Source organism: Streptomyces sp. NPDC127068, assembly GCF_042724695.1.
Classification (GTDB): domain Bacteria; phylum Actinomycetota; class Actinomycetes; order Streptomycetales; family Streptomycetaceae; genus Streptomyces.
Map to the genome: position 1 here is coordinate 132,767 of NZ_JBHXEN010000003.1, position 13,028 is coordinate 145,794.

13 protein-coding genes are annotated in these 13,028 nt (G+C 72.8%); 3 read left to right on the plus strand and 10 right to left on the minus strand.

All coding sequences use genetic code 11. From position 1 onward, the window contains the following. Positions 1–132: 132 nt before the first annotated feature. From ACFWIA_RS02620 to ACFWIA_RS02635, 4 genes are read right to left on the minus strand one after another with little or no spacing between them, the layout of a single operon-like run. Positions 133–972 (minus strand): hypothetical protein, encoded by an 840-nt coding sequence (locus ACFWIA_RS02620; protein ID WP_386999681.1) that lies wholly within the window; start codon positions 970–972, stop codon positions 133–135. Next, positions 969–2,534 carry a radical SAM protein gene (locus ACFWIA_RS02625; protein ID WP_386999683.1) on the minus strand — a complete coding sequence of 522 codons (1,566 nt, stop codon included), beginning with the start codon at positions 2,532–2,534 and terminating at the stop codon, positions 969–971. Before ACFWIA_RS02625 ends, ACFWIA_RS02620 begins: the two co-directional genes overlap by 4 nt. Before the next feature lie 7 nt (positions 2,535–2,541). After that, positions 2,542–3,267 (minus strand): hypothetical protein, encoded by a 726-nt coding sequence (locus ACFWIA_RS02630; RefSeq protein WP_386999685.1) that lies wholly within the window; start codon positions 3,265–3,267, stop codon positions 2,542–2,544. Continuing rightward, positions 3,264–3,890 carry a flavoprotein gene (locus tag ACFWIA_RS02635; protein ID WP_386999686.1) on the minus strand — a complete coding sequence of 209 codons (627 nt, stop codon included), beginning with the start codon at positions 3,888–3,890 and terminating at the stop codon, positions 3,264–3,266. The genes ACFWIA_RS02630 and ACFWIA_RS02635 overlap by 4 nt, the downstream gene beginning before the upstream one ends. Before the next feature lie 200 nt (positions 3,891–4,090). On the opposite strand from ACFWIA_RS02635, the gene ACFWIA_RS02640 reads away from it, so the two are divergent. Next, positions 4,091–4,723, plus strand: a complete 633-nt coding sequence (locus ACFWIA_RS02640) for a class I SAM-dependent methyltransferase (RefSeq protein WP_386999688.1) — start codon at positions 4,091–4,093, stop codon at positions 4,721–4,723. Here the strand turns inward: ACFWIA_RS02640 and ACFWIA_RS02645 are convergent. From ACFWIA_RS02645 to ACFWIA_RS02660, 4 genes are read right to left on the minus strand one after another with little or no spacing between them, the layout of a single operon-like run. Continuing rightward, a complete protein-coding gene (locus ACFWIA_RS02645) occupies positions 4,671–7,901 on the minus strand; it encodes a lantibiotic dehydratase (protein ID WP_386999690.1) in 3,231 nt (1,076 codons plus the stop codon). The genes ACFWIA_RS02640 and ACFWIA_RS02645 overlap by 53 nt on opposite strands. 13 nt (positions 7,902–7,914) lie before the next feature. After that, on the minus strand, positions 7,915–8,790 hold the full coding sequence (locus tag ACFWIA_RS02650; RefSeq protein WP_386999692.1) for a cupin-like domain-containing protein: 876 nt from the start codon (positions 8,788–8,790) through the stop codon (positions 7,915–7,917). After that, complete coding sequence (locus ACFWIA_RS02655; RefSeq protein ID WP_386999694.1) at positions 8,753–8,956, minus strand: hypothetical protein; 204 nt, start codon at positions 8,954–8,956, stop codon at positions 8,753–8,755. The genes ACFWIA_RS02650 and ACFWIA_RS02655 overlap by 38 nt, the downstream gene beginning before the upstream one ends. Before the next feature lie 14 nt (positions 8,957–8,970). After that, on the minus strand, positions 8,971–9,375 hold the full coding sequence (locus ACFWIA_RS02660) for a hypothetical protein (protein WP_386999696.1): 405 nt from the start codon (positions 9,373–9,375) through the stop codon (positions 8,971–8,973). Between the two features lie 196 nt (positions 9,376–9,571). Here ACFWIA_RS02660 and ACFWIA_RS02665 point away from each other — a divergent pair, with 196 nt between their 5' ends. Beyond that, positions 9,572–9,883, plus strand: coding sequence for a hypothetical protein (locus tag ACFWIA_RS02665; RefSeq protein WP_386999698.1), 312 nt, complete (start codon positions 9,572–9,574; stop codon positions 9,881–9,883). Positions 9,884–9,970: 87 nt separating this feature from the next. Here ACFWIA_RS02665 and ACFWIA_RS02670 read toward each other — a convergent pair whose 3' ends face one another. Continuing rightward, positions 9,971–10,762 carry a TetR/AcrR family transcriptional regulator C-terminal domain-containing protein gene (locus tag ACFWIA_RS02670; protein ID WP_386999700.1) on the minus strand — a complete coding sequence of 264 codons (792 nt, stop codon included), beginning with the start codon at positions 10,760–10,762 and terminating at the stop codon, positions 9,971–9,973. A gap of 110 nt (positions 10,763–10,872) precedes the next feature. Here ACFWIA_RS02670 and ACFWIA_RS02675 point away from each other — a divergent pair, with 110 nt between their 5' ends. Further along, positions 10,873–11,730 carry an NAD(P)H-binding protein gene (locus ACFWIA_RS02675; RefSeq protein WP_386999702.1) on the plus strand — a complete coding sequence of 286 codons (858 nt, stop codon included), beginning with the start codon at positions 10,873–10,875 and terminating at the stop codon, positions 11,728–11,730. A gap of 48 nt (positions 11,731–11,778) precedes the next feature. Here the strand turns inward: ACFWIA_RS02675 and ACFWIA_RS02680 are convergent, their stop codons facing one another. Next, positions 11,779–12,972, minus strand: coding sequence for an MFS transporter (locus ACFWIA_RS02680; RefSeq protein WP_386999704.1), 1,194 nt, complete (start codon positions 12,970–12,972; stop codon positions 11,779–11,781). Positions 12,973–13,028 lie beyond the last annotated feature (56 nt).

The following is a 13,028-nucleotide window of genomic DNA, read 5'->3' on the forward strand; positions in this document are numbered from 1 at the left end:
CTCCCCTGTCACCCACCCGTGCACAGATACCGTCATCGGGCACCCGCGACGCGTCGGAGCGCCGTCCCGGGGGTCGGATTCACCGGAACGACGAGCGTGTCGTCCCCGAAGCTGACGGTGTGCGGGGCCCCGTCAACGGGCCAGGCTGCCCCAGGCCATCCACTGTTCCGGCAAGGCGCCCACCCACTCCTCCAGCTGATCGGCGTAGGCGGTGAGCGCCCCGTCCACGTCACCGGGCAGCCGGGCGCTGACCCGGGGGGCGGGGCGGCCCCTGACCTCCGGGACGGCCGCGATCCTGACCTCCAGGGAACGTCGGGTGGCGAGGGCGAGCAGTCCGGTCGGGACGTGCAGTCGAGCACCGAACAGGGGGAGTTCCCGGATGCGGCTGGTGCCCGGGTAGCAGGTGTCGAGGTTCGCGACGACGATCCCGTCCGAGCGCAGCCAGCGCCGGATCTCGGGCGTGCCCAAGCGGGTGAGCAGCAGTGGTTCGCCGAGGCGCAACCGCCGCCGGTACAGGTCCAGCACCTGCGGGTTCCGGTCGTGCACGATCGGGAACACCGGGCGCCCCGTGGCCTCCTCCAGGAGCAGCGGGAGCAACAGGGCGTGTCCCCACTGGGTGGTGAGCACGAGCCGGGCCGTGTCGCCCAGGGCGCCCGCCTCCCGCACGGCCTCGGACCAGCCGGGGAACGCGTGCCGGGGGCCGGCCCGCAGGACGTCGTGGAGGCACAGGTAGTACCGGGCCAGCCAGCTCACCAGCGCCACGACCGGGTCGGACGGGTGGGGCCACCGGGCGAGGTAGGCCGCGCCGTGACAGTGCAGGAACAGCTTCAGGTCCGCGCCGATCGTGCGTACCAGCAGCCGCACGACGTGCGCGTGGCGCTCCTCGGCCGCCCGGGCGGGGGGCGGTGGAGCCGCTTCGAGGGCCCGCAGCACGCAGACGTCCCAGTCGGAGCCCGTCACCCGGATGCTCACCGTGGTGGCGCCGCCGCCGCGTCGAGGGCCTTGCCGGCCCGGTGTTTGGCCCGTGCGTGGTACTCCCGCAGGGCCGAGCCGGACCGGGACACGTCTTCGAGGATGCGGGGGAAGAGCCGGAGCCGGGTGGTGCACTCCAGGTCGTCGACGGAGAACAGCGAGCCGTTGTTGATGAGGGCCCGCGCCGGGCAGGTGCCCGCGCACTGGTGGAGCCAGGCGCAGGAGGCGCACGGCGCGTCGTTCAGGAGCCAACGCTCCCGGTCCCGCAGGGCGCCCGCCGAGGGGGTGTCCCGGCTGCGCGCGACCAGGTCCCCCGCCGGCGGCCGGCCGGTGCCGACGAACGGCAGTGGGGTCCGACCGGGAGGCGGGCCCACCGCCGCCGCGGGCAGCAGTTGGAAGGCCGGGTGGTAACTACAGTCGCAGGCCCGCACGGTCCCCACGGCGTCCAGCACCAGCAGATCGGTCGACGCTCCGCAGGGCATCTTCATGCACATGTTGGGGCGGTCCACGGACAGGAACGGCTCGATCAGCTGCACCAGGTTGGTGAGGTACGGCGGGTCGAGGTCGCCGTCGAGCACGGCCGTCAGACGGGCCGCGAGGAAGTCGACGAACTCCTCCCGGAACCGCTGCGTCTCCGGCCGGTCCCGGGCCCGTCCCTCGGCGTCGGCCGGCAGCAACTTCCAGCTCAGCACGCCCAGTTCGCGGAAGAATGTCCAGCAGCGGTCGAGATCGTCCCTGGTGGTGTCGGTGCCGGCGACCGACAGGTACCCCACTTCGTCGCGCATGAAGTCGGGGAAGCGTGCGAAGGTCTCGGCGATACGGCCGAAGGTGCCGTTGCCGCGGCGGTCGACGCGGTGCCGGTCGTTGATTTCCTCGGGTCCGTCCAGGGAGACGCCCACGGTGAAGTCGTGCGACCGGAGGAAGTCGACGGCGGACTCGTCGAAGTGCCGTCCGTTGGTCTGGAGGGTGAAGGCCACCGACGCGCCGACCTCGTCGGCGCGGGCCCGCGCGAACGCGACCAGCTCGCGGATCTGCGCGAACCGCAGCATCGGTTCCCCACCGTGGAACATCAGGGTGAGCCGACGGCCAGGCAGCAGGCACTCGGTGATGAGTCGGCGGGCCAGCTCGGAACTCATCCGCCCCGGCCAACGCCCGCTGTCGTAGTCGTAGCAGTAGTCACAGGCGATGTCGCAGGCGCCGGTGAGCTTCAGCAGGAGGGCGGTGGGCGGTTCGTCCCCGGGGCCGGCGCCCCGCTGGGTCGGCACCGCGCGCAGCCCGGTCCGCCCGCCGATGAACAGCAGGCCGGCGTCGTAGAGCGCGCGCACGGTGTCGGCGGCGTCGGGGAAGCCCGGCCACGCAGTGAACGCGGCCACGGTGGTCCCGTCGAGCGCGTCCAGCAGCGGGTACACGGAGGCCGGCAGCCGGAGCCAGCCCGGCCGGCCGTGCGGGAGGAGCAGGACGTCGTCCTCCGGCACCGGGACGCGGTAGTGCCGCGCCACCCGTACCCGGTCGCCGCCGTCCACGTCCTCCCAGCGGGGGAGCGGAGCGATGCTGTACCTCATCGGGCGGTCAGCAGCACGTGGTCTTGGACCAGGCGGCGCCGCCGTTGGGCAGTTCCGTGGTGGTCCGGTCCACCGCCCGCACGTCGAACCGGCCGTAGCGGTCCACGTCGAAGCCGTTCGTCTTGAGGTAGTGGTGGATCTCCGGGCTCACCCGTGAGGTGAAGGGCACCTCCGGCCCGCCCAGAGCGTCCGCGTTCCGGGCCGCCACCTCCCCCAGATCCACCCCGTGCGTGCGCAGGTACGCCCGCGCCGCCTCGGGCAGTTGGCAGTCGCCGAACAGGGCGGTGACCAGGTCACGGGTCAGCTCGGGCGAGGCGGCGACGTCCCGCTCGGCGCCCCGCGGCAGCCTGATGTCGATCTCCAGGGCGTCTGGCGGCTGCTGCTTGCCCTCGTAGGCGCCGTACCCGAACGTCATCAGGGCACAGCCGCCCGAGGTGAGGTCGATGCCGTGCTCGCGGCAGACCCGGGCGAGGCGTTCCGTCGGAACGAACTCCACCGCGCCCGGGGACGGGCACAGACCGAGGGGCCGCTGTTCGGACAGGGTCGCGAGGTGGTTGAAGTCGATGCCGGCGTCGGTGAGGGCCGTGCGCAGTTCGGGGCGCACCCGGTCGTTGCCGAAGAGGAAGCGGGCCAGGGAGTGTTCGAACCTGGCGCGTTTCTCCGCCGGCACGTCCACCGGTACGAGCACCTCGATCTGGATGAGCGGGACGCTCTCGGGTTTCGTCGTGGTCATCGCTGGGGTTCCCTTCTCGGGTGGTTCACACCGGACGGTCGGTCCGTCTCCGGGGCGGACAGGGCGATCAGCGCAGCGGCCACCTGTGCCACGGGCGGCGCCGCGCCGCCGCACGGGTCCAGTACGTGCGCGCCGGCCTCCCGCAGCCGCCGTACGTTCCGCTGGACGAGGGCACCGGCCCACATCCGCGGGTGCATCGACGGAACCATCAGGGTCGGGACGCCGGTGGCGCAGAGCAGGGTGGTGGAGGCCAGGTCGCTCGCCGTGCCGGCCGCGGCACGCGCCAGGAACCCCGCCGATGCGGGGTAGACGAGCAGCCGTCGGGCGACGTCGGTGAGCCAGACGTGCAGGGGCCCGAGGGACGGCCCCACAGTCTCCCCGGTCAGTACCGGGCAGCGCCCCAGATGGCCGAGGGCGGCCGGCGTCACGAACTGCCGGGCCGCCGCGGTGAGGACGACGACGGTGGGCCCGGGTTCCACTCGGTCGAGTTCGTGCAGCAGCCCGCCGAGGTTCACGGCGGCCACGGAGCCGGTGCCGATCACGACGGTGAGCCCGTCGCGGGCGGCCCGCTCGGCGAACGACTCGGTGAGCTTCGGTGAGACGCATCCGATGTCGCCGATCATCTGGCCTCCGGATCATCCTGGGCGGAGCACGTTCCGTCGTCACGCGGGGCGCGGCCGGACCGCCGCGACGCGCCATCCGTACCAGCGGGCCGCGCGATCGAAACGGGGCATGCCGCCGCACCGCCGCACGAACATCCGGACGGCGGACGCCGCGGCGGGCCGCGACGCCTCCGGCGCCCCGGGATGCTAGACGGGTCGCCATGGACGGCAAGACACCGGGCCAGGTACGGCTGGTCACCCGATCGCTCCCCGGGGTGTGCCGGAGCCGAGGGGTGGCCCGTGGGCTGCACCTCGGGCTGAGCGAACTCGCGTTCGACCTGCGGAACGGGACCGACACGGGCGTGGACCCGCCCCGGCACGAGGGAACGAACCCGCTGGTCTTCGCGGAACTCCTGGCCCGTCTCGGCCCGGAGGCCACCCGTGGCGGGTTCCTGGACTTCGGCGCCGGCAAGGGGCGGGCCCTGCTGCTGGCCGCGCGGCACGGCTTCCCCGTGGTGGTGGGGGTGGAGAGGTCCGCCGAGCTCTGCGCGATCGCGGAGCGGAACGTCGCACGCTGGCTGCGCCGACGGCCGGGCCCCTTCGTCGAAGTGCACCATGCGGACGTCCGGGACTTCCCCGTCCCCGACGACATCACCGTGGGCTACCTCTTCAACCCGTTCGGGCCGGACACCGTTCGGGTCGCGATCGACCGCATCCTCGCCTCGCTGTGGCGGGCACCGCGCCCCTTCCACGTGGTCTACGCCCATCCGCGGTGCGCGGACCTGTTCGTTGGAGCGGGCTTCACCCCCGTTCACCGGCAGGGGACGGACGGCACGGTTCTGCGCCACGGTTGAGGAAGGGCGCGGAGTCGTAGAGCCGGCACAGGAAGCCGTGGAGGGCCAGCTCCTGGGACCGGGAGGCCGTGCGCAGGACCCGGTTCGCATGCAGATGGGTGAGCGTGCCGGCCAGCACCGGGAGGGGCCGGGTGAGCCGTCCGGCCCGCGCTGCCGTGCGCAGTTCGGCGACGACGGGACCGAAGGCGGCGGAGCGGGCGGCGAACACGGAGTCCACCGCCGTCCGGGGCCGGGACGAGGACAACAGCGCCGTCAGTTGCGCGCGTTCGGCCCGGTAGCGGGAGTCCAGCCGGCGCCGCGCCTGCGGGTCCAACGGGTGCTCCGCGCCCAGTTGCTCCCGGGCGGCGCCCACCACGGCCCGTTTGCCCGCCAGGTCCAGGCCGAAGTCCGTCAACAGCCGGTCCACGCCCAACAGCGCGGTGCGCCAGCGGTCGTGGTGGGGCACGGTCGCCACCAGGCGCAGGGCGGCCTCGCTGTCCGCGCGGAAGAGCCGCTCCGCGAGGACGATGCCCGCCGCGCCGCCGAAGCGCTCGACCTCCCGCTCGTAACCGTCGATCCGTAGCCGCCGCACGGTGCCGTCGGCCCGCGGTCGGACGATCCCGTCGTGCAGGGCGGGGAGCACCTCGCCGAGCAGTCGGCCCGGTGCGCCGTGGAGGCGGAGCCGCAGGTGCCAGTCGGGGTCGGCGTAGCGGACGAAGAACCAGTCGTCCACGGCGCCCTCGGCCAGGAAGCGCCGCAACAGCGGGCCGACCAGCTCCCGAAGGACCGAGTCGGCGGTGGCCGCACCGGTGTAGAGCTGGGCGTGCAGCCACTCGGAGCCGGGGTGGAAGCAGCGGCGCACCGGAGCGACCGACCGAGCGGGTCGGGGCGGTGGCGGTGCCGGAAGCGCAGGGGGCGCGGGGACCGGTGACCGGACGAACGGGACCACCAGCTCGTGCACGAACCGTCCTTCCGGCCCCGAGACGAACACCTCGTCCGGGCCGTGGAACGACTCCACCAGCGTCACCCGGGCCCGGTTGCGCACGAGCGAGGCGAAGACCTCCACGGACAGCCCGTCGTCCAGGTCGACCGGCAGGAGCTGGTCCCCCTCCGCGACGGCGACCCGGCGGGGCAGGCGCAGGGTCGCGCGCAGCTCGCGCACCGCGGTGCGGAGCCGCCGCCCGTCGGACGGTCCACCGAGCGCACCGAGCACCCGCGGGGACAGGTTCCACCGGGCCCGGGACAGGACGAGGCGACCGGCCGTGACCCTCGGGAGGAAGGGCGCGCCCGCCAGGGCGCCGAAGGAGAAGGACAGCCCGCTGGATCGCCCCTGGTGCTGGAGGGCGCACAGGAAGCGGTACGTTCCGAGGTTCTCGGCGCCGCGATGGTCGTGCGCCGTCGTCACCCGGGGAACGACCTCGCGACCCAGACGCGCAGAACGCAGTACCACCCGGTCGCCGATCACGGACACCAGCAGATCGGTCACGGGGATCTGACGCCCGGGGGAAGCGGTGGACCGGCCCAGGTAGGGGATCTCGTGGTCGCGCAGCCGCGGCCGGGCCAGCACGTTGCCGATGCGGCCCTCGGGGAGGTGGACGACCTCCGCGAAGACCGCGTCCGGCCGCAGCGCCTCCTCGGCCCGCAGATGGGCGCGCACCCGCTCGCGCAACGGCCCCTCGCCGTGGCAGAAGCGACCCAGCAGATTGGCTCCGGACGGCCCGCTCACGCCGGCGATCAGCACCCGGAACCTCCCCCGGGCCACCTCCTGGGCAGTGCCGGCGAGCACGGTGGCCAACACGCCGAACGCATCGGGCAGGGGCGGTGGCCGGTCCGTCGCGGCGGCCAGTGCCCGTTGCTCCTCGGCCCCGAGCGCGATCTCGTCGGCGCCGGTGCGCAGCGCCGAACCGAGCCATTCCAGGAGCAGCGCGTCACGGGCCCCGGACGGCGCGCCGGCGCCGCCGCCCGGTGCGGCGGGGAAGCCGATGCCGGCCTCCGGGTCCAGGGCCTCGCACAGCGGCACCTCGCGGCGTCCGTAGCGCTCGCGGAACGCCTCCCGGAACAGGTCGAGGGAGGGCGACGGGCGCCGGCCGGAGACCTGGTGGAGGAGGTGCGCGCCCCGGCCGATCTCGTCCAGCACCTCACCGCCCAGGGTGGCGGCGACGGTCGGCTTCACCAGGTCGACCCGGAACAGCCCGGTGCGCTCGGCCTCCACGGGCAGCGCGGCCAGGGCGTCGACGGCCCGGCGGTACGCGGCCCGGTCCGTTCCGCCGGGTGGTCGCAGGTCCAGTGCGTGGAGCTGGTCGGTGACCCGGGCCAGCGCGCCGGCGGCCCGTTCGGCGGGGGGACAGCCGCGCAGCTCCGTCAACAGCGAGTGCACCGCCCGCATCGGTTCGGAGCCGCTCACCGAGGGCTCCAGCACGGGAGTGATGACCTGATGATCCATCAGTTCTCTGATGTATGCGAGGGCTTCGCCCGGTGTGGCCGTCGGGGCGCCGGCGCGGACCGCCGCCGCCAGTTCCACCGGTCGCGCACCACCACGGGCGGCCCGGGCCAGCGCCCGATCCAAGGGCTCCTGCCCCGCCACGGTCACCAGGGCGTAGGACCTGCCCCGGTCAGTGGTCCGGGCCTCGGCGTAGCGGTGGCCGCCCGGCGCCCCGTACAGACTGGAGTTGGGCACGTACCGCAGGGACCGGCGTACCTGTGGGTCGCGTTGCAGCACGTCGCACAGGGCGGTCAGGTAACGGCAGTCCAGGCGGGTGTGGCGACGGTACTGCCGGGCGGGAGCCAACCGCAGCTCGGTGGGCTCGCCAGCGGCCCCGGTCACCCCAGTCGAGCAGCCGGCGAACAGACCGAACGGGGTGGGTCGGGCCGCCATGCGCGCGAGGTAGCGCAGCAGGCTCCGCTCCACCTTCCGGCCCCGTGCGGAATCCGCGTCCCGCTGCCACCGCTCCAGGGCACGGGCGAGGGAGGGCGAGGCCACGGCCAGCGCCTCGGCCACGTCGGGACGTGCGTACAGCCGGCGCAGCCGCTCGCGCACCCGTAGCCGGTCGCGGGTCAGCGCCGCGTCGAGGTCCGCGGGGTCCGTGCAGCCGGGAGCCTCCAGCCCGTCGCCCAGGGAGAGCAGGGCGTCGAGGGGGAGCAAGGGGGTGCGCAGGACGAAGAAGTCCGCGGGGACCCAGGTCGACGGCGTCGCCGGCACGGCCCGCCCGGAGTCAACGGGGACCACTGTGCGGGGCCGGCCGCAGCGCGGTGCGCAGTCGGGCCCGCCCCCGCCGCAGCAGGAAGCGCCACAGCCCGGGGATCGCGAGCCCTTGGGGGAAGGGGCGGGGCCAGAAGAAGTTCACGTTCACCGCCCAGTCCGAGACCACGGTGACCTGGTGGAACCAGCCGACCGGGATGTACAGCGACTCGCCGGGGCGCAGGGTGCAGTGCCATCCGGTGGCACGCCGGGCCAGCGGGAACCGCTGGAAGTCCGGTGCGTTGGGGTCGAACCGGCAGTGGGTCCGGCCCGGGAGGCGGTAGAGGTACCGGGACTGCGACGGCGGGAAGAGCACGAACTCCTTGCGCCCGATGATCTGCGTGTTGCAGTTGGGCGTCACATCGCAGTGCAGCCCGCAGGACGTTCCCAGCACGCCGCACCAGAGGTTGGTGTCCACGGGCTCGGCGTGGTACCAGTCCGGGACGGGAGCGCCGTCCCGCAGGGCCCGTGGGAACCGGTCCAACTTCACGTCCAGGTAGTAGAAGTGGTCGAGCCGCAGCCGTCGGACCGCACGGGTGACCTCCCGCGCGGTGGGGTGCCCCTCGGCGAGGTGGCCCACGGCCCGGGCGGTCTCGACGACCCAGTCCAGGTAGTGCCCGAAGGGCAACGAACCGCCGCGGGCGAGGTTCTGGAAGATGTTGATCGGCGGGCCGTGCGTCTCCCGCACCGGCACTTCGTGCGCGCCGATCACTGTCCGCAGGTACGCGGGGTCCCACAGCTGCGGCGCCACCCGCCCCGGCGGACAGTCGACGACGACCCTCGGCTGACCGCCGCGGCGCGACGGCCGGAAGTCATGGTGCGTGACGCGCGGGACGGGGACCAGGTCCATCGTCGGCGTCCTCGTGCATGGTCTCGTCGCAGGTCCAGAGGCTGTGCCCCTGGGTCGTCAGCAACTCGTCGGTCAGTTCCCCGACGACCTCGCGCTTCAGCGCGAGCTTCCCCACCGGAAGCGGTTCTCCGGTTGATTCCTGGGTCGTCTCTTCGGTCGGGCTCACGGGTCGTACCCCTCCTAGGTGAGGATCGCTTCGCGGAGGAGCTTCATCCCCATGAGTTCATGGAGCGCGGAACCGTCCGGGTTCCCCGGGGCGGCCAGGCCGCCGCCCAGCTCCCGCAGCTTCTCGTTGTAGCCGTCCAGTGCGGCCATGTTCGGCAGTTCGATCACGAGCACCACGTCCCAGTCGTCCGGGTGGGCGAGCGGGGAGATCAGGACCCGGTAGCCGAGGATCAGGCCCTTCTCCTTGGCCGCCTCCATCACGGGCTTCCACCCGGAACGCAGGGACGCCAGGTAGGAGAGCGTCCGTCCCCGCTCGGCCCGCATGAACTGCACCGACCACACCGGTCCCTCGGAGTACGGCGGGTCCTTCGCGAGGGCGGCCCGCTCCGTGGCCCTGGATGACGGGGTGTCTGTGTCCACGGCTGACTCCTCGCTCGTGCCGGTGGGGGAGTGACCCGCTCAGCATCCGTGCGCGCCCCACAGGTCGCAACCGGAGGGGAACTGCCGGTGCACGGCGGGTGAGCGGGGCTGCGCCAAGCGGCGCAGACCGAATGGTGCGGGCCGGGTGTCCGGTGTTGGTTCGTCCTGACGTACCCCCACCTCAGAAAGGCCCCCGATGGCCACGCACGGCAATGCCTCCTGGACCAAGATCGACGATGTGTCGCAGGAGATCCGAGAAGAACCGTGGAGCCTGTACTGGCGGGAGTGGAAGACCGGCACCGAGCCGTTCGAAGAGCTCCTGCACGACCCGGTCGGTGTACTCGCTGAGCAGATCGAGGAGGTCGGTCCCGACTGGACGGTGACGACGACCGTCGCCAACCACCACGTCGGCCTCAAGGCGAGCCCCATCTGCATCGTCGCGACGGTCGTCCCCAACGAGCGCCGCGCGTACCTGTGGCTCTACAAGCACGGGCCGCAGGACGGTTGAGCCCGCCGGGACCGCGACGAGGACCGATGCGCGCACCGCAGCGGACGGACGAGCGGGTGGCCCGCGTACCGTCCGCTGCGGGTCGGGTCAGCCGTTCACGACCGTGGCCAGGCCGTCCAACACGCGCTGGAGCTGCCAGGCGAAGTCCGCTTCGGGGTCGGGGTGCGAGGTCGCCTCGTCCACCATGGCGCTGAAGTACGGGTACCTGCCGCTGTCGAGCACGTGCCGCAGGTACGGCAGGGTGCGCGCCCGCCAGTCGTCCGCCGGGTCACCGTCCCGGTCGATCGCGCCGCCCCCGCCGGTCGCTTCGTCCGCGGGGCGGCGCCAGGTGCGCTCCTCCCACTCGGTCTGGACGAACCCGTTGACGAAGGAGTGCAGGGTGTTGATCACCCGCACCCGGTCGTCCATGGAGAGTCCCAGCTCCGCCACCACCCGCAGCGCGTACTCCGTGGAGGCGAGCGCACGGGGGCCCACCAGGGGCCGTCCCGCGAGGAGTCGTGCCAGCCAGGGGTGGGCGAGCAGGACCGTGCGCTTGGCCACCGCCAGCTGCCGTAGGTCCGCCAGCCAGTCACCCGAGGGCGCGGCCGGCCGTTCCACCTCGCCGAGGGCCGTGTCCACGATCAGGTCGAACACCTCGTCCTTGGTGCGGACGTGGCGGTACAGCGACATCGTGCCGCAGCCCAGGTCCTGTGCGATGCGCCGCATGGTCAGCGCATCGGTGCCCTCGGCGTCCGCGATCGCCACCGCGACCCGGGCGATCTCGTCCTGGGAGAGGGCCACGTGAGGCTGCCGCCGGGCGCGCTGCGGGCGTAGCCACAGGACGTCGGACGCGTCGGACGCCCCGGTGCTCGACGTGCTTCCGGACCCGCTCCCGGACATGACCACTTCCGTCTCCTCGTTCCCCGTGCGTCTGGTGAGGACATCGTACGCATGGGTATGCTGTACGCAAGCGTACGTCGTACGCTTCTGGGGAGTGGGAGGGCAGTGTCGTGACACGGCAGGACGTCATGTTGGTGATCGGGGCGACCGGGAACGTCGGACGGCAGGTCGTCCGGGGGCTCCTGGACGAGGGGCGTGCCGTCCGGGCGCTGGTGCGCACGCCGGAGACGGCTCGACTCCCGGAGCCGGTCGAGGTGTTCCGGGGTGACCTGACCTCGCCCGAGACCCTGCGGCCGGCCCTGGACGGCGTCCGGTCGGTCTTCCTGGTCTGGCCGTCCCTGCCGCTCGCCACCGCGCCCGCGGTGGTGGACGCGCTCGCCGAGGGCGATCGACGGATCGTGTACCTGTCCTCCGCGGGCATCGATGACGACCGGGACGAGCAGGCCGACCCGATCAACCACTTCCACGCCGGCCTGGAGCGGCTGATCGAGGAGTCCGGTACCGGCTGGACCTTCCTCCGGTGCACCAGCTTCGCCACGTCGATCCTGGAATGGGGCGACCAGGTCCGTGAGGGCGTGGTGCGCGAGGCGTTCGGGGGGTCCAGCAGGACGCTCATCCACGAGCGGGACATCGCCGCCGTCGCGGTGCGCGCCCTCACCGGCGACGGGTACGGCGGTCGGCGGCTGATGCTCAGTGGCCCCGCCCCGATCAGTCAGGTGGAGCAGGTACGGGTGATCGGCGAGGTGCTCGGGCGCCCGGTCCGGTTCGAGGAGGTCCCGTTGGACGTGCTCCGGGAGCGGATGCGCGTCGAGGGGTGGTCGGACCCCGACATCGACGGCATGTTCACCGCCTACGCCGCGATGGCCGCGCTGGAGCAGCCCGTGTGGAACACCGTCGAGGAGGTCACCGGCCGACCGGCCCGCACGTTCCGCCAGTGGGTCAACGACCATGCCGCGGCATTCAGTTGATCCTGTCCACGGGCCCCGCCGACCCGCGCGGGTCGGCGGGGCCGGCCGTCAGACCCGTTCGCGCTCCACGGCGGGCGCGACGCTGAGCACCTGCACCGGGCGGCGCCGCCGCAGCTGCCGCAGGTCGGGCAGGAGGGTGACGAGGGCCAGTACGGCGAGGACCGCGCCGACCCACAGCGGCGCGGTGAGCCCGAAGGCGTTGATCCCGAGACCGCCGACCCAGGAGCCGATGACCACGCCGAGGGTGATGCACGAGGAGTGGACGGTGTTGAGCAGCGGCCGGGCGTTGGCGATCTGCTGCACCCGGCTGATCATGGCGGGGTTCATGGTCACGCCGACGAAGCCCACGCCCAGCATGGCCAGCACCGTGGGCGTCTTGAGTTCCACCACCAGGGCGAAGACCACCAGGAAGACCAGGTTGAGGGCGAGTCCGGTGACCAGCACGCGCACGGCGTGCGCATCGGCCAGCCGGGCCACCACGACATTGCCGATCACCGTGGCCGCGCCGTAGGCGAGCAGCAGCAACGGGATCATGCTGCGGGAGAATCCGGTGACTTCGGTGAGGATCGGGGTGAAGTAGGAGAACGCCGCGAAGGTCGCCCCGATGATGAGCATGGACGTGGCCAGGGCCAACCACAGCTTGGCCGACCGGAACACCCTGACCTCCTCGGCGAAGTCGACGGTGTCCGCGGAGTGGTCGAGCGCGGGGACGGCCACCGCCGTGGCGATCGCGGCGATGACGGCGATCACGCCGACCGCGCCGAACCCGGCGCGCCAGCCCCACTGTTCGCCGACCAGGATGGAGATCGGCAGGCCGAGCAGGGTGCCCACCATGAGCCCCTGCATGGCCACTCCGGTGGCCCGTCCGCGCATCTCCGGCTTGGTGATCTGCGCGACCACCGACAGGGAGACGCCGAAGAAGGCGGAGGAGGCCGCGCCGGTGATCACCCGGGCCACCACCATCACTCCGTACGAGGTCGACAGGCCGGCGAGCGCGTTGCCCGCCAGGAAGACGGCGAACAGGGTGAGCAGCGCCGTCTTCGGACGCAGCTTCAGCAGGGCCATGGTCGCCAGGGGCCCGCCGATCGTCATGGCCAGGGCGAACGCGGTGATGAGGTAGCCGACTTGGGGGATGGTGACGTCGAGGTCCTCGGCGATCTGCGGCATGAGTCCACCGACGAGGAACTCGCTGGTGACCATGGCGAAGATGCCTAGGGCCATGAGGTACACGGGAACGGGCACGGAACTCTCCGTCTCAGTTTTTTGTAACGCTCAGAACAAAACAAACCCGAAAAGCG

Coding starts and splice junctions, on each gene's coding strand:
- ACFWIA_RS02650 (WP_386999692.1), bottom strand. CDS start 8,790: ATGGACCTGGTCCCCGTCCCGCGCGTCACGCACCATGACTTCCGGCCG.
- ACFWIA_RS02635 (WP_386999686.1), bottom strand. CDS start 3,890: ATGATCGGCGACATCGGATGCGTCTCACCGAAGCTCACCGAGTCGTTC.
- ACFWIA_RS02630 (WP_386999685.1), bottom strand. CDS start 3,267: ATGACCACGACGAAACCCGAGAGCGTCCCGCTCATCCAGATCGAGGTG.
- ACFWIA_RS02670 (WP_386999700.1), bottom strand. CDS start 10,762: ATGTCCGGGAGCGGGTCCGGAAGCACGTCGAGCACCGGGGCGTCCGAC.
- ACFWIA_RS02625 (WP_386999683.1), bottom strand. CDS start 2,534: ATGAGGTACAGCATCGCTCCGCTCCCCCGCTGGGAGGACGTGGACGGC.
- ACFWIA_RS02665 (WP_386999698.1), top strand. CDS start 9,572: ATGGCCACGCACGGCAATGCCTCCTGGACCAAGATCGACGATGTGTCG.
- ACFWIA_RS02640 (WP_386999688.1), top strand. CDS start 4,091: ATGGACGGCAAGACACCGGGCCAGGTACGGCTGGTCACCCGATCGCTC.